The sequence below is a fragment of the Photorhabdus sp. RM96S genome (assembly GCF_042879335.1).
Lineage (GTDB): Bacteria > Pseudomonadota > Gammaproteobacteria > Enterobacterales > Enterobacteriaceae > Photorhabdus > Photorhabdus kayaii.
Genome location: NZ_JBHFKT010000006.1, coordinates 62,970 through 78,956 on the forward strand (window position 1 = coordinate 62,970; position 15,987 = coordinate 78,956).

The 15,987-nt window shown below is 40.2% G+C and carries 18 protein-coding genes; 10 read left to right on the top strand and 8 right to left on the bottom strand.

Annotation, left to right across the window (positions count from 1 at the left end; all coding sequences use genetic code 11):
* The first annotated feature begins 289 nt into the window (after positions 1 to 289).
* From ACGF49_RS05350 to gstA, 3 genes are all read left to right on the top strand, one after another.
* Entirely contained in the window at positions 290 to 1,048 is a 759-nt protein-coding gene (locus ACGF49_RS05350) for a hypothetical protein (RefSeq protein WP_113043929.1), read from the top strand.
* Between the two features lie 343 nt (positions 1,049 to 1,391).
* Positions 1,392 to 1,550 carry a hypothetical protein gene (locus ACGF49_RS05355; RefSeq protein ID WP_158536610.1) on the top strand — a complete coding sequence of 53 codons (159 nt, stop codon included), beginning with the start codon at positions 1,392 to 1,394 and terminating at the stop codon, positions 1,548 to 1,550.
* Positions 1,551 to 1,560: 10 nt separating this feature from the next.
* Positions 1,561 to 2,166, top strand: a complete 606-nt coding sequence (gene gstA, locus ACGF49_RS05360; protein WP_113043930.1) for a glutathione transferase GstA — start codon at positions 1,561 to 1,563, stop codon at positions 2,164 to 2,166.
* A 65-nt stretch (positions 2,167 to 2,231) separates the two neighbouring features.
* Here gstA and pdxY read toward each other — a convergent pair whose 3' ends face one another.
* The 4 genes from pdxY to anmK form a co-directional block, all read right to left on the bottom strand.
* On the bottom strand, positions 2,232 to 3,095 hold the full coding sequence (gene pdxY / locus ACGF49_RS05365; protein ID WP_113043931.1) for a pyridoxal kinase PdxY: 864 nt from the start codon (positions 3,093 to 3,095) through the stop codon (positions 2,232 to 2,234).
* A 99-nt stretch (positions 3,096 to 3,194) separates the two neighbouring features.
* Positions 3,195 to 4,469 carry a tyrosine--tRNA ligase gene (tyrS, locus tag ACGF49_RS05370; protein ID WP_112875785.1) on the bottom strand — a complete coding sequence of 425 codons (1,275 nt, stop codon included), beginning with the start codon at positions 4,467 to 4,469 and terminating at the stop codon, positions 3,195 to 3,197.
* 243 nt (positions 4,470 to 4,712) lie between these two features.
* Complete coding sequence (gene pdxH / locus ACGF49_RS05375) at positions 4,713 to 5,366, bottom strand: pyridoxamine 5'-phosphate oxidase (RefSeq protein ID WP_387490006.1); 654 nt, start codon at positions 5,364 to 5,366, stop codon at positions 4,713 to 4,715.
* A 49-nt stretch (positions 5,367 to 5,415) separates the two neighbouring features.
* A complete protein-coding gene (gene anmK / locus ACGF49_RS05380) occupies positions 5,416 to 6,528 on the bottom strand; it encodes an anhydro-N-acetylmuramic acid kinase (RefSeq protein WP_387490086.1) in 1,113 nt (370 codons plus the stop codon).
* Between the two features lie 347 nt (positions 6,529 to 6,875).
* On the opposite strand from anmK, the gene ACGF49_RS05385 reads away from it, so the two are divergent.
* Complete coding sequence (locus ACGF49_RS05385) at positions 6,876 to 7,346, top strand: glycine zipper 2TM domain-containing protein (RefSeq protein ID WP_112893930.1); 471 nt, start codon at positions 6,876 to 6,878, stop codon at positions 7,344 to 7,346.
* An 84-nt stretch (positions 7,347 to 7,430) separates the two neighbouring features.
* On the opposite strand, the gene slyA is transcribed toward ACGF49_RS05385, so the two are convergent.
* Both slyA and ACGF49_RS05395 read right to left on the bottom strand, forming a co-directional pair.
* Positions 7,431 to 7,862: a transcriptional regulator SlyA gene (gene slyA, locus ACGF49_RS05390; RefSeq protein ID WP_112875782.1), complete on the bottom strand. Its 432-nt coding sequence runs from the start codon at positions 7,860 to 7,862 to the stop codon at positions 7,431 to 7,433.
* 555 nt (positions 7,863 to 8,417) lie between these two features.
* Complete coding sequence (locus tag ACGF49_RS05395; protein WP_112875781.1) at positions 8,418 to 8,657, bottom strand: DUF1289 domain-containing protein; 240 nt, start codon at positions 8,655 to 8,657, stop codon at positions 8,418 to 8,420.
* Between the two features lie 172 nt (positions 8,658 to 8,829).
* On the opposite strand from ACGF49_RS05395, the gene gloA reads away from it, so the two are divergent.
* Together gloA and rnt are read left to right on the top strand one after the other, a co-directional pair.
* Positions 8,830 to 9,243, top strand: a complete 414-nt coding sequence (gene gloA / locus ACGF49_RS05400) for a lactoylglutathione lyase (protein WP_113043933.1) — start codon at positions 8,830 to 8,832, stop codon at positions 9,241 to 9,243.
* Positions 9,243 to 9,896: a ribonuclease T gene (gene rnt / locus ACGF49_RS05405; RefSeq protein WP_112875779.1), complete on the top strand. Its 654-nt coding sequence runs from the start codon at positions 9,243 to 9,245 to the stop codon at positions 9,894 to 9,896. The genes gloA and rnt overlap by 1 nt, the downstream gene beginning before the upstream one ends.
* Positions 9,897 to 10,122: 226 nt before the next feature.
* Here rnt and ACGF49_RS05410 read toward each other — a convergent pair whose 3' ends face one another.
* Entirely contained in the window at positions 10,123 to 10,473 is a 351-nt protein-coding gene (locus ACGF49_RS05410; RefSeq protein WP_112893932.1) for a Grx4 family monothiol glutaredoxin, read from the bottom strand.
* A 155-nt stretch (positions 10,474 to 10,628) separates the two neighbouring features.
* Between ACGF49_RS05410 and ACGF49_RS05415 the strand changes: the two genes are divergently transcribed.
* Positions 10,629 to 10,904, top strand: coding sequence for a hypothetical protein (locus tag ACGF49_RS05415; RefSeq protein WP_113043934.1), 276 nt, complete (start codon positions 10,629 to 10,631; stop codon positions 10,902 to 10,904).
* Positions 10,905 to 11,089: 185 nt separating this feature from the next.
* On the top strand, positions 11,090 to 12,115 hold the full coding sequence (purR, locus tag ACGF49_RS05420) for an HTH-type transcriptional repressor PurR (RefSeq protein ID WP_112875776.1): 1,026 nt from the start codon (positions 11,090 to 11,092) through the stop codon (positions 12,113 to 12,115).
* A 6-nt stretch (positions 12,116 to 12,121) separates the two neighbouring features.
* Here purR and punR read toward each other — a convergent pair whose 3' ends face one another.
* The gene (punR, locus tag ACGF49_RS05425; protein WP_113043935.1) at positions 12,122 to 13,030 is read right to left on the bottom strand and encodes a DNA-binding transcriptional activator PunR; all 909 of its coding nucleotides are present in this window, start codon (positions 13,028 to 13,030) and stop codon (positions 12,122 to 12,124) included.
* 271 nt (positions 13,031 to 13,301) lie between these two features.
* Here punR and punC point away from each other — a divergent pair, with 271 nt between their 5' ends.
* Both punC and cfa read left to right on the top strand, forming a co-directional pair.
* Positions 13,302 to 14,498 (top strand): purine nucleoside transporter PunC, encoded by a 1,197-nt coding sequence (gene punC / locus ACGF49_RS05430; protein ID WP_113043936.1) that lies wholly within the window; start codon positions 13,302 to 13,304, stop codon positions 14,496 to 14,498.
* 296 nt (positions 14,499 to 14,794) lie between these two features.
* Positions 14,795 to 15,946 carry a cyclopropane fatty acyl phospholipid synthase gene (gene cfa / locus ACGF49_RS05435; protein WP_113043937.1) on the top strand — a complete coding sequence of 384 codons (1,152 nt, stop codon included), beginning with the start codon at positions 14,795 to 14,797 and terminating at the stop codon, positions 15,944 to 15,946.
* The last annotated feature ends 41 nt before the right edge of the window (positions 15,947 to 15,987 follow it).

Here is a 15,987-nt window from a genome sequence, read left to right on the forward strand (position 1 = left end):
ATAAAAAACAATTGGAAAGAATTATTAAAACCTTTGTAATTAAAGAGTTAAACGATATTACCTTATAATTGTTTTACCGAAATAAAAAATATCATCTTGTTTCCTTGCACTAATCAGTAATATGTCCTTTAATATAATCAACAACTTAATTTCATAAAATCGATTATCAGTACAATATTTCTATTTCAATATTTTATTTTTATTATCATTTTAATCTTTTAGGTTTAATATTATATTTCATGCTTTTATACAATTTAGTGACATTTATTATTTTAGCAAGGTGCATAAAATGAAAAATGATTTTTTAATTATATCCAATATGTTTAAATCAATTACCAATATAAAATTGCCAGAATGCCTGAAAAATCATGATCTATCCCAAGAAATTGCAGCTTCTTGGAATGAATTTAGTGGATCATTATATCACTGGCCATCAGCATTGGAGGATTATGAATATGCATATAATTCCGATGAACAAGATATTGATAGAATTATTAAAAATATACACAAAGCAACAACCTATTTAGGTTCACTTAGCAGTGGCTATTTAGGCCATGGTTATATTGCCAGAGTCAATCATGCATTGAAAGAAATTGAATCAGATTTTAGTAAGCTAGAAAATTTCATCTCGAAATTACCACAACCATTTGAAATATCTCAAATTTATTTTGAAAGCAAGAAAAGTTTTGCAGAAAAAACACATATAAAAATACAACAATTATTAAAGAATATTCCCGATGGAGAAGATAAAAAACAAATATATAAACTCTCTTTATTGATGGAAGAAATCACTTTAAACATATCAGATGTTTCATTTAGCCTTAGAAATATAAACAATTCAGTCAATAAGCTTAATGGACAAATCAGAGCAATTAATAATATTTACAATGAGTTAGTCGAAAACTTTAATGAAGAGAATAAAAAAGATATTTTTACAAGAAACTATAGGCAATGCATGGTCTATTTTAGTGATTTTACAAATAAATTCAATTTATTTTCCTATGATTACAAATCATTTAGAAAAAATAATATATTAATTATATTATAATCAATATAAAATGAATTTTTGCAACTATCAATAATCTCTATTATTTATTCCGTATAATATCATCAGTTGTAAAATATGCTATATAACAGTATAAGAAAGCACTCATCACGATATGATCAGACCACCGGATATCTATTCAATCATTAATTTGCTATAACATATACCCTATGAATTTCAAGATGCATCGCGACGGCAAGGGAGTGAATCCCCGGGAGCATAGATAACGATGTGACCGGGGTGAGCGAGTGCAGCCAACAAAGAGGCAACTTGAAAGATGACGGGTATATTTCCATATGCCGTGGTAGTATGTATCAAGGCTATGACAATGCCTTACTGAGTTCCTTTGTCCTATTATATCTATACCCTATGGATTTCAAGATGCATCGCGGCGGCAAGGGAGCGAATCCCCGGGAGCATAGAGAACTATGTGACCGGGGTGAGTGAGTGCAGCCAACAAAGAAGCAACTTGAAAGATAACGGGTATATTACCGAAAATTTTTAAGGAGCTATACATGAAACTTTATTACCAACCTGGAGCTTGTTCTCTATCACCCCACATCATACTTCGTGAAGCAGGACTTGATTTCAGCGTGATTAAAGTTGATCTGAAAACTAAAAAAACGGAGAACGGCGACAATTTTTTCGCAATCAATCCAAAAGGCCAGATACCAACTCTCCTGCTAGATAACAATGAGATCCTCACCGAAGGAGCTGTTATTGTCCAATATATTGCCGACCAGAAACCGGACAAAAAATTAATTGCACCAGCCGGAACGATGGAACGATATCATCAACTTGAATGGCTTAGTCATATTTCCAGTGAAATCCATAAAGGATTTTCCCCTCTGTTTTTACCAGGAACACCAGAAAATTATCGTCCTGTTGCTATTAATAATCTACTTAGAAGATTCAAGTATATCGATGAAGTATTAGCAAAACAGCCATACATTGCCGGGGAGCATTTTACTGTTGCTGACGCTTACTTATTCACTCTCAGTAATTGGGCACCTTTAGTGCAATTGGATCTATCTGATCTGATTCATCTTAAAGCTTATCAAGAGAGGATTGCAGAACGTCCAAATGTTCGTGATGCACTGAAAGCTGAAGGGTTAATTTGATTTACGGATAAAAGAACCGTTCCACATGACATCGGTGGAACGGTTAAATATCTTAATCTAATTGTTTAATCTAATTGTGTCGCACAGAATTTATGACCAGGTGCCACCATTCTGTCCTGAGCAGCCACAATTTGTAATTCGTATTCGCCCATATCTTTGGTTGTTACCATCACTTCATAAACCGCAGCAGCGACATGTTCGAGAGCAGTTTGTAAAGACTCGCCTTTTAATAGATTAACCAATAACAAGCCGCTGGTTAAATCACCAACACCAACTGGCTGGCGTTCGCCAAAATCCACCAAAGGCCGACTTACATGCCAGCTATGTTCTTTAGTCACTAATAGCATTTCAAAACGATCAGTCTGATAACCAGCGCGACTAAGGTGTTTAACCAGTACAATATCCGGCCCTTTATCACATAGTGTTCGAGCAGCCATAACAGCCTGTTCTACATTAGTCACTTTCTGCATACTGAGTGTTTCAAGCTCCAGCAAATTTGGCGCAATGATATCACTTACAGGAAGGGCATCTTTACACAAAAATTCAGCCACCCCAGGCACAACAATACAACCTTTTTCTGGGTGGCCCATAACGGGATCACAGAAATACCAAGCATCAGGATTCACCGCTTTTACCCGTTTTACTATATCGATAATATGGCCCCCTTGCTCCGCTGAACCGATATATCCACTCAGTACTGCATGGCAAGATTTGAGCTGTTCAATTTCTTCTATGCCCTGAACGATTTCTGTAAGATGGTTAGCTGGCATAACACACCCTTTCCATTGAGCATATTGGGTGTGATTTGAAAACTGTACTGTATTCAACGGCCATACGTTTACCCCCATCCGACGCATAGGGAATTCCGCAGCGCTGTTGCCAGCGTGACCAAAAACAACATGAGATTGAATTGAAAGGATATTTTTCACAATGACGGCCTATATTTTTATTCTGGCTTCTGTTTATAAGATTAAAGTCATGGTAAGAAAAAGGACAACATTTGTTGCCCCATCATAATGCAATATTAGTTATTTCCAGCAGATCAAACAATCGTGTTTTTTACCACGACGCAACAGGGTGTAACGATCAAACAGACGGTTACTGTCAGTAAACAGGTATTCAGGCTCAGATTGTTTTTCACCATTAATTGCGACAGCGTTGGAACTGATCATCGTACGCGCCTGACCACGAGAAGGTACCAACCCGGCATTAACCAAAGCTTGTTGCAAATCTGCCCCTTTTTCCAACTCAATTACTGGCATACCATCCTGCGCCAATTGAGCAAAATCCGCTTCGGTCAAATCAGCAGCAGCTCCAGAGAATAAACTTTCTGTAATCCGTTTAGCGGCTGCTAACCCCTCTTCACCATGCACCATACCGGTGACTTGTTCTGCCAACACGTACTGAGCACGAGGAGCTTTACCACTATTTTTATCTTCTTCTTCCAAAGCATCAATATCTTCAAGATTCATAAAGGTAAAGAATTTCAGGAAACGATAAACATCAGCATCCGCAGTGTTAATCCAAAATTGATAGAATTTGTATGGGCTGGTTTTCTTCGGATCTAACCAAACAGCGCCACCTTCTGTCTTACCAAATTTAGTGCCATCAGATTTCGTGATCAATGGAACGGTCATGCCAAATACTTGTTTCTGGTTGATACGACGCGTTAGATCAATACCAGAAGTAATATTCCCCCACTGGTCAGAACCACCAATCTGTAACTCAACACCATGTACTTCATTCAGGCGAGCAAAGTCATAGGATTGCAGTAGATTATAAGAAAACTCAGTGAAAGAGATACCCACATCATCACGGTTCAAACGCTGTTTAACCGCCTCTTTGTTAATCATCTGATTAACTGAGAAATGTTTGCCGATATCACGCAGGAAAGTCAGAACATCCATGTTGCCAAACCAATCATAATTATTGGCTGTTTTAGCACTATTTTCGCCACAATCAAAATCGAGGAAAGGTGAAACTTGTCTACGAATTTTCTCCACCCACTCTTTAACGGTAGCTTCAGTATTCAATTTACGTTCAGTGGCTTTGAAACTTGGATCACCAATCAGACCCGTAGCTCCACCAACTAACGCCACGGGTTTATGCCCGGCTAGCTGGAATCGCTTTAAACACAGCAAGGGAACCAGATGCCCCAAATGCAAGCTGTCAGCGGTCGGATCGAAACCACAATAGAGGGAGACAGGGCCCTGCGCCAGTCTCTCCGCTAACGCATTCTCATCCGTCACCTGGGCAATGAGGCCCCGCTCTTGCAGTTGTTTTATCAGGTTATTGCTAGACATTAATGACTCCATCAATTTGTGTATTTTGTCTGTGTGTATACCCGTCATCTTTCAAGTTGCCTCTTTGTTGGCTGCACTCGCTCACCCCGGTCACATCGTTATCTATGCTCCCGGGGATTCGCTCCCTTGCCGTCGCGATGCATCTTGAAATCCATAGGGTATAAATCGCGATTTAAAAAGAGTGCGGCATAGGATAAAACGCCAATACTATAAGTGCTAGTACTAAAAATGATAATCCACGATTTATGGTGCAAGCCTGTCAATATGCCAGCTATCGCCTTGCCGTTGATAAATAAACCGGTCATGGAGCCGGTTTGCACCACCTTGCCAAAATTCAACAGAATCAAAGGTCACTTTGAATCCCCCCCAAAAGCTAGGTAAAGGCACCTCACCATTCAAGAATTTCTGTTTCAATTCAAGGAACTTCCCTTCTAAAACACCGCGTGCGGAAATACGGGAAGATTGTTGTGATGCCCATGCAGCAATCTGGCTATCTCTAGGACGGCTATGGAAATATTTCACCACTTCAACAGGAGAAAGACGTTCTGCTTTACCAAGAAAAGAGACTTGCCTTTCCAGAGGATACCAAGGGAAATGGAGGCTGATTTTGTTATTGTGCGCCAAATGTTTTGCTTTCCGGCTGCCTAAATTTGTATAAAAAATCAGACTATTTGTATCAAAATGCTTCAATAACACAATACGTTGATACGGTTGACCATTCTCATCGACCGTCGCTACAGACATTGCTGTGGGATCACTCAACTTAGCGTCACATGCTTGATTAAGCCAACGCTCAAAAAGTTCGATGGGTTCTTCAGTCAAATCCTTACGTCTTAACCCACCACGAATATATTCACGGCGTAATTCTGCAACATCAAATTCATTATGTTCTGACATTAACGTAACTCTGTTTATGACTCACTAAATACCCGATAGCTTATCATTGTTATTGATTAATAACAGGATAAATCGCGCCTAAAATAGTTTCAGTACTCGCACCGGTAACAGAGGGTAAATTCCCTGGCACACCTGACATTGTACGGAATGCTAACCAAGCAAATGCCAGTGCTTCCATATCATCACCGCTTAAGCCATATTTATCTGTCGGGCAAACCTCCGTCCCCGGTAATAAGGCAGAAAGTCGACTCATTATCTGCGGGTTACGTGCGCCACCACCACAAACCAACAGACGTTCACATCCACCACTCAACATAATTTGTTGTGATACAGATGCTGCTGTCAGCTCGGCCAGCGTTGCCTGAACATCGACAGGAGATATGTCAGGAAAGTTAACTAATTGAGCCTCCAACCAACTCATATTGAAATACTCCCGGCCTGTGCTTTTAGGGGCTGGTCGTGAAAAATAGTGATCAGAAAGCATTTGTCCGAGCAATTTGTTATTAACAACACCTTCTCGTGCCCATTGCGCATCTTTATCATAAGGTTTTTTCTGATGACGCCATACCCAACTATCCATCAGCATATTACCCGGACCTATGTCATACCCTTTGACAGGTGATCCAGGTAATAGCGCCGTTATATTGGCAATACCACCGATATTGAGAATTATCCTTCGTTCTATCGAATGGCCTAATACGGCGAAATGAAAAACTGGAACTAATGGCGCACCCTGCCCACCATACGCCATATCCCTCCGACGAAAATCGCCAACCACAGTTATCCCAGCCAAAGCTGCAATACGGTTATTGTCGCCAAGTTGCATAGTGAAAGGTGTATGACTATCTGGCTCATGCCAAACGGTTTGCCCATGACATCCCACAGCAGTAATATCACTTGTGGTTAACCCTGTTTTAATCAGTAAGCCTTGTACAGCTTCAGCGAATAAAGAACCAAGTTCATAATCCAACCGACCAATTTCCGATAATGTCGTTTGCTGCCCTTGACAGACTGCGAGAATTTTCTGTTTTAATTCGTATGGGAATGGATGCGAATAACTGGCTTGCTGAGCAACAACTTTATCATTGATTGCGGCAAGCACCACATCAACGCCATCCAGACTTGTACCCGACATTACACCAATATAACGACCTGACTTCATAACCATTTAATTTGCCTTCCTGCTTAGAATCTGTCTTGATAAAATCAGAAACCACGCCAATAACTATAAAGCGCAGTGGTTTTGGCTGTATATGACTAATAGACAAACGAAGGAATAAAACCTGAGTTTTGGAAACAACTTCACAAAAAATGCTGAATTTTTCATTAATAGCTATTTCTTTTAAAAATCTCTATTGACGTTTAATATATGTTTAGCACTAGATTGCTAATGTACTGATATTCTATTTGAATAAACTTTTTATTACTTATTGCCAATGCCGGTTGTTAGCCTGATTGCCCAATGAGCTATCAGATTTCCGCAGTCAGGCATCGAAATTAGGAGTTACTATGTTTAAGCACTTTTTAGTTAGCGCGGTTGCCGTTGCTTCATTATCAGGCTGTGTCAACACCGATTCTCTTTCTGGTGATACTTACACTGCTGGACAAGCTAAGCAAGTCCAAACTGTCTCTTACGGCACAGTTGTTTCTGTTCGTCCTATCAATATTCAGGCGAGCAGCAATGAGAATGTATTAGGCGCAATTGGTGGTGCAGTTCTAGGAGGCCTTGTTGGTAATACTATTGGTGGTGGCAGTGGCAACACATTAGCAACTGCCGCGGGTGCGATTGCCGGTGGTGTCGCGGGCCAAAATGTTCAGGGAGCTCTTAACACAACTAAAGGTGTAGAACTCGAAATTCGTCGTGACAGTGGTGAAAGCATCATTGTTGTTCAAAAACAAGGCAAAACACTCTTTCATAAAGGCCAACGTGTAAGAATCGCAGGCCAAGGTAGTAATATTACTGTTTCACCTCGACAATAAGATATAGATAAGAAAACCGTGACTTCATTTTAGTAAGTCGCGGTCTTCTTTCATCCGGTTAGCATTTCATGGATATCGTCATTACTATCTATTTTGTAATTGGATAATATTTTGCTCTAACTTCTGAACTAAAGTGGAAAGAAAAGCAAGTTCCTCGCGTGAAATACCTCCCAGAATCTCATTTCTTGTGGATTCAATAACACCATCTAACTCCCTAATAACTGATGCAGAATCTTCAGTTAGCTTGATTCTCTTTGCACGACGATCATTGGCACAAGTATGCCGGGTGATAAGTTTTTTTTCCTCAAGCTGATCTAATGTCCTGACTAAAGATGGTTGCTCGATACCGATAGCTTTCGCCAACTGTATCTGAGATTGCTCCTGAGGTAACCGGCTAATATTGTATAACGTTACCCAATGAGTCTGAGTTAATTCTAACGGCTTTAAACGATAGTCAATTAAAGCACGCCAAATACGAACTAACCGTGCCAGATCTGATCCCAATGTAGATTCCAATTGTCCCTCCTTAAATAACTAGCCTACTAAACATAACAGCCAAATTTTTCTAAATCAGGCTAACTAGCCTTAAAAAGTATATATAACTTCTGTATAATCACAGTAAATTCTTAGTAACTAACTAATTCAGGTAACTATAACCAAGAATAACTAAACTTAATTTAAACTCAGAACAAACAATTAACATACAATATTTTTACCATAAAAACTATCAGAACTACGAATACAGACAAGCAGAAACCAATAAATATCATTCAATACTTTATTCAAAGTACTATAAGAATAGCTGTCATCTAAATGCTAAGCTATCTATTTTTACATTAATGTTGTTTTTATTTTACATTTATCACACAATCAAGCTTAAAATTCCATTTAAAACATAAGGTTATGAAAAAATCAAATAAGCTCACTTAGCCTGTCCGTTAATCAAGAAATAAAAAAATAACAAACAAAATACTTAAAATTATAGTAGAACATTTATAACTTTGCCAAAAATATAACCCTATATAAGTAAATCATTGAATTGTTAATCCCAATAACCTCAAAAATCGATAATTAAAACAGTGATGGCTGTTCAGGTGGTTCTTCATCTATCTGATTTTGTGCTCTCAATGCACGTAAATATCTTTGCCGGCACAGTCGCAATACTTCACGCTTTTGCCCATCTGACATTTTCATCCAATTAAATCTTTCTTCCCGGCTGCGATAACACCCCAGACAAAAACCCCGCTCATTCGCCTGACAAATTCCTCGACAAGGACTGGGAATAGCAAAAAACTCTAGTTGCTCAGCCATCACATCCCGTTTCCTATACAATTCACATACTATATTTAATTATAAACCTAGATAAGAATAAATTATAATTATGGACAAATTGAACTGTAACCGTAAGACACGTTATAGTTAGTGGTTTTTGTGCGATCTACCGCACAAAAATATTGGTAAAACCATTAAATTAGAGGTAATTATGCGTTTACTCCATACCATGATCCGTGTTGGTGATCTACAACGCTCCATTAATTTTTACACTGAAGTGTTAGGAATGCGCCTGTTGCGCACCAGTGAAAACACCGAATATAAATACTCACTCGCCTTCGTTGGCTACGCTGATGAAAGCGAAGGAGCAGTAATCGAGTTGACCTATAATTGGGGAGTTGACCATTACGAAATGGGAAATGCCTTTGGTCACATCGCATTAGGTGTTGATAATGTCGCAGCCACTTGCGAATCTATTCGCAAAGCAGGTGGTAACATTACCCGTGAAGCGGGTCCTGTAAAAGGCGGAACAACCATTATTGCTTTCGTTGAAGATCCAGATGGCTACAAAATTGAACTTATTGAAAACAAAAATGCCCGCAACGCTCTGGGTAACTCAATCTGATGTCTGACAAAAAAGAGCCAAACGTCCTTAGTGGACGTTTTAGAGGTTATTACCCTGTTGTTATTGATGTTGAAACTGGCGGTTTTAATGCCAAAACAGATGCATTACTTGAAATTGCCGCCGTTACACTGGAGATGGATGGTGAAGGTTGGCTAACGCCTGGCGAATCACTTCACTTCCATATTGAGCCATTTGAAGGAGCCAACCTTGAACCAGCAGCCCTGGAATTCACCGGCATTGATCCATTAAATCCGCTACGTGGAGCAGTGAGCGAATATGAAGCTCTGCACGCTATTTTTAAAATGGTTCGTAAAGGGATAAAAAATAATCATTGTAATCGAGCAATTATCGTTGCTCACAATGCTAACTTCGATCACAGCTTTGTTATGGCTGCCGCGGAACGCACCGGACTAAAACGAAATCCGTTTCATCCGTTTGCAACTTTTGACACCGCTGCTTTAGGTGGTCTGGTGTTAGGACAAACAATCTTAGCAAAAGCCTGCATCACAGCCGGTATCCCATTCGATAATAATCAGGCTCACAGTGCCTTATATGATACTGATCGTACCGCTGAATTATTCTGTGAAATGGTCAACCGTTGGAAACAACTTGGTGGCTGGCCATTAGCAACAACAGCAGAAAAAACTGGATAAATAGCTGAACGGCTAGATTAATATAATCAAACCTAAACAATAATCCCCCCATATATCAACATGTGGGGGGATAGCATAATCATCTATACCCGTTATCTTTCAAGTTGCCTCTTTGTTGGCTGCACTCACTCACCCCGGTCACATAGTTATCTATGCTCCCGGAGATTCACTCCCTTGCCGTCGCGATCCATCTTGAAATCCATAGGGTATATAAATAATTAAAAAATTACTCTTTCGCGTTTTCGTCCTGAGAACGATATTTATCAGCAGTTTCTTTGATTAATGTTTGTAACTCACCACGCTGATACATTTCAATGATAATATCGCATCCACCTATCAACTCACCTTCCACCCAAAGCTGAGGAAAAGTTGGCCAATTAGCATATTTTGGCAATTCTGCACGAATATCTGGATTTTGCAAAATATCTACGTAAGCAAAACGTTCACCACACGCAGATAAAGCCTGAACCGCCTGCGCGGAAAAGCCACAATTTGGCAATTTAGGAGAACCTTTCATATACAATAAAATCGGGTTTTCTTTAATTTGGCGCTCAATCTTCTCTATAGTCGTCGTCATTTTTATTTCCTTTAAACCAACAGTCTGTTGATAACCAACATCGTCACAATATTGCGGAGAATACCATTTTCTCTCACTAATATGTATCCTGATCTCTTCGTATCCTGACACAGATGACATCATTTTCACGGTTATTTATTGTAGAGGTTGTTAAGATGACAGACACAACGGCGGCAGAAAAACAAAGAGCAGATAAAGAGACTATCTGCCCAATTTCCTTTCAACGTAAAACCCAATTTTTAAATCATCTAACCCGTTCAAAACATCAGGCAAAGATCAAGCAAAGAGCGGCAAAAATGGCAATCATCACCAACGTGCTGACAGCAGTAAATAAACCAAGCTTCAAATCGGTATTCATAGAGCCTCCTCAGAATAAAAAGTTTATAACGACAAAAACCAGTCTATTGAGATGGTTAATTGCACTTACATAAGGAAAAGTATAAATAGCGATTACCACACATTTTATAACACTGATTATTGCTTCCAGTTTTGAGCCAGATCAGACAAAATCCAGGATTTATCGCTAACTTATTGCCAGTCCTTCGATGTAAAGGGCTAGAAAGCGATTAACAAAGCGTTTTAAATTTAGACCAAAAGGTCAGGAGTCTTTCACCTCATGGCAACGATCAAAGATGTGGCTAAGCACGCTGGCGTCTCAACCACCACCGTATCCCATGTTATTAATAAAACCCGCTTCGTCGCTGAAGATACTAAAGCTGCTGTTTGGACTGCTATTAAAGCACTGAATTATTCACCCAGTGCCGTTGCCCGCAGTCTGAAAGTTAACCACACAAAATCGATCGGATTACTGGCAACGTCCAGTGAAGCCCCCTATTTTGCTGAAGTCATTGAGGCTGTTGAAAACAGTTGTTATAGCAAAGGCTATACGCTGATTTTATGTAACTCACACAATAACATTGATAAACAGAAAGCCTATCTAGCCATGCTGGCACAAAAACGTGTGGATGGACTGCTAATTATGTGTTCAGAATACCCGGAACAGTTGTTGGGAATGTTGGAAGATTATCGCAATATTCCAATGGTCGTCATGGATTGGGGACAGGCCAGAAGCGATTTCACCGATACTATTATCGATAATGCATTCCACGGCGGTTATCTAGCTGGTCGTTATCTTATCGAACGTGGTCATCGTGATATTGGTGCGATCCCCGGCCCTCTGGCACGAAATACCGGCGGTGGCCGTCATCAAGGATTCTTAAAGGCGTTAAAAGAGGCCAACATTCCGATCAGAGAAGAATGGGTTATTCAGGGGGATTTTGAACCAGAATCGGGCTATAAAGCCATGCATCAAATCTTGAATCAAAAACAGCGCCCGACTGCGGTTTTCTGCGGCGGAGATGTTATGGCTATGGGGGCGATTTGTGCTGCTGATGAATTAGGATTACGCGTCCCACAGGATATTTCTGTCATCGGTTATGACAATATACGCAACGCTCGTTATTTCTCTCCGGCATTGACCACCATTCATCAGCCAAAAGAACGACTGGGGCAGATGGCCTTTTCCATGTTGCTGGACAGAATAATCAATAAACGTGAAGATGCACAAACTATTGAAGTACATCCACGCTTGGTTGAGCGACGTTCTGTCGTGGATGGTCCATTTATCGACTATCGTCGTTAATTCGTTTTATTCATCTTGAAGCCATTCAGCATTAAGAGTTTCACTATCGCCAAGATAGTCAAGCAGCCAACTTAATGCTGGAGAATGGCTGTTTTGAACCCATGCCAAACAACATGGACTGTCTGGTAAAGGCTGTTCTAATTCCAGCACGGTTAGTTTATTCTGTCGAATAAGCGGCATTGCCCTATGCTTAGGCACCATTCCTACACATAACCCTTCGTTTAGACAAGACAGACCGGACTCCCAATCAGGAACCACCAACCGGCGCTGATTATCCAGATTCCAGGTGTCACGCTTCGGTAAATTACGGGATGTATCTTCAAGGCACAAACTTGGATAAGGCCGCATTTGATCATCAGATAACGGACCCGGCAACTGGGTCAGCGCATGGTCAGCGCTAACCACACATAACCAGGGCATAAACCCCATATCTCGGAAACTATACCTTTCCCCGACTGGAGCCGCCCGGGTTGCACCAATTGCAACATCAACTCGACTATTCACCAGCGCATCCCACACACCATTAAACACTTCCTGATGAATAAAAAGTTCTATATCAGGAAAATGGTGGTAGAAATCAAGAATAAGCTGGCGACTACGTTCTGGTTTGACAACGAGATCAATAGCAATACTAAATTGCCCTCTCCAGCCGTTTGCAACTTGTTGACACTGGTGACGAGTATCAATCATTTTTTTGATAACAGAGCGAGCTTCTTTGATAAAAATAGCGCCTGCCTCAGTTAATTCTACATCCCGATGACGACGCTCAAACAACGAAACAGCAAGCCACTCTTCCAGTTGTCTTACGGTATAACTGATCGCAGAAGGGACACGGTGAAGCTCTGATGCAGCGGCACTAAAGCTGCCTGTTCTGGCAACCGCATCCACAACTTCAAGTGAATATTCTGACCACATAATTTTACCTTTCAATTTTTTTCACAACACTATGCAAATATTACCATTTCACAAGTAAAAATCACGACGTATAGAATATGTGTCAATATCGTTATCTACCTTACCCTATGGATTTCAAGATGGATCGCGACGGCAAGGGAGTGAATCCCCGGGAGCATAGATAACGATGTGACCGGGGTGAGCGAGTGCAGCCAACAAAGAGGCAACTTGAAAGATGACGGGTATATCACTGCAAATTATTTCAATCATGACATCCAAAGAGAGTAATCAAATGAAAAACTCAAGTCAGTTCATGTTCTACCTTGCAGGCTTGAGTATGCTAGGTTATCTGGCTATTGATATGTATCTGCCAGCATTCGGTGCCATGCAACAAGAATTAGGTACATCGGCAAACGCAATTAGTGCCAGCCTGAGTATCTTTCTTGCAGGTTTCGCCTTTGCGCAACTTTTGTGGGGACCTCTTTCAGATCGCTTTGGCAGAAAGCCGATTATCATCACCGGGCTATCCCTGTTTTCTATTGGCTGTCTGGGGATGATGTGGGTAACAGACGCCACCCAACTTTTAGTTTTGCGTTTTATTCAAGCCATAGGTGTTTGTTCAGCCGCCGTCTCATGGCAAGCATTAGTTATTGATCGTTACGATTCCAATCGTACCAAACGTGTTTTTGCCACGATTATGCCCCTGGTTGCGCTCTCCCCTGCCCTAGCGCCTTTAATGGGAGCATGGCTGTTACAACATGGCGGCTGGCGCATAATTTTCCTAGTCTTACTGACAATTACATTATTACTGTTGTTTTTTACTCTGTTCTTGCAAGAAAATCGCAAAAACCGTGAAACTCAAGCGCAAACAAATAATGTCTCTTTCCTTACGCTATTAAAATCACCGCTATTTAGTGGCAATGTTCTGATATTTGCATCATGCAGCGCCGGCTTTTTTGCCTGGTTAACAGGCTCACCTTCGATTCTCGGTGAGATGGGATATACCCCAGATGACATCGGTCTGAGTTATATCCCTCAAACGCTGGCCTTTATCGTTGGAGGTTATGGATGCCGCAGTATTTTAGCCAAAATAAAAAGTGATATTATTTTCCCTTATCTGTTAATTGGCTATGCTGTCAGTATGATTGTGCTCTATTTAATGGCAAAATTTAGCGAGCCAACGCTATTCACCATTTTGGTACCTTTTTGCTTTATGGCTGCGATGAATGGTGCGTTATACCCAATTGCAGTAGCAAACGCTTTATCCGCTTATCCACAAGACAGTGGGAAAGCTACTGCATTACAAAACACGCTTCAATTAGGGCTCTGTTTTATTGCCAGCCTGATTGTATCAGCATTTATCAGCAATCCTCTCATATCCACAACCACTGTCATGGTTTCTACCGTTGTTCCAATGACATTAGGATATTTTATGCAGTGGAAAAAAAACGCTGATCGCCACACTCACATAATTGAACAAAATTCTTGATATTAATCAAATTGCTATCTCAATAAAGGCTGCCAATTACTAATTAATCGCAGCCTTTATTTATTAATTGATAAAACAATTTTACGCTTTTATACTCAATATGTTCCCTATTATAAATAACCTGGAATTTGAGGTTTTCAGGAGCAATGACTGCCCTCATTAAACTTATGGATTAGTCATCTTTAAGGTTTTTTACTTTGATTCTTTGTTATTTTTTGCATTTTGCGTCTTAGCATCCTGCTTTGCTAGCTAAAACGAGCTCCTCAATATTCCATCACCCTAACGTTGGAGAGTATATGAGTTCATCCTGTATTGAAAACCCGAAAACAGCCATTAACTCCTGGCAGAGAATTACCAATGAGATGCTAGAAGAAGCAGGTATTCAAATTAATGGTCACAATCCTTATGATATCCAGATAAAAAACCCTAATTTCTATAAAAGAGTTTTACAACAAGGTTCGATGGGATTAGGTGAAAGTTATATGGATGGCTGGTGGGATTGTGAGCGGTTGGATATTTTCTTTTATCGCGTTTTACGCGCTGGATTAGAAAATAAAATGCCTAATAATTTCAAAGATACGCTGAGAATCGCAATAACCCGCTTACGTAATCTGCAAACGCCAAAACGGTCATGGATTGTCGGTCATCAACATTATGATTTAGGAAATGATCTTTTTACCCGTATGCTTGACCCTTATATGCAATATTCCTGCGGATACTGGAAACAAGCTGAAACACTGGAACAAGCTCAGCTTGATAAGTTGAAACTCATCTGCGAGAAATTAGCACTCTCTCCAGGTATGACTCTGCTGGATATTGGCTGTGGTTGGGGTGGGCTATCGGCTTATGCTGCTAAAAATTATGGTGTTTCCGTAACAGGTATCACTGTTTCAGCCGAACAACAGAAATATGCACAGAATCAATGTACCAATCTGGATGTAAAGATCATTTTGAAAGACTATCGGGATTTACATGAACAGTTCGACAAAATTGTTTCTGTCGGTATGTTTGAACATGTTGGACCTAAAAATTATGCAACTTACTTCGACGTTGTTCAAAGAAACCTAAAACCTGATGGCTTATTCCTGCTACATACTATTGGTTCCAACAAAGCTAAAGTCAGTGCTGACCCGTGGATCAGCAAATATATTTTTCCTAATGGCTGCCTGCCTTCTATTGAGCAAATAGCCCACACCAGCAAAAGCCGTTTTGTTATGGAAGATTGGCATAACTTTGGCGCAGATTATGACCGCACATTGATGGCCTGGCATGAAAGATTTATTGCCTGCTGGCCTGAAATAGAAAATAACTATAGTCCAACATTTAAACGCATGTTTAGCTATTATCTAAATGCCTGTGCAGGTGCATTTCGTGCTCGCGATATCCAATTGTGGCAAATCATATTCAGTCTAAAAGGTATTGAAGGCGGGTTACGAGTAGCCCGATAATTAACCAAAAGCTACAGGTTTCCACTGTAGCTTTTAGTCAA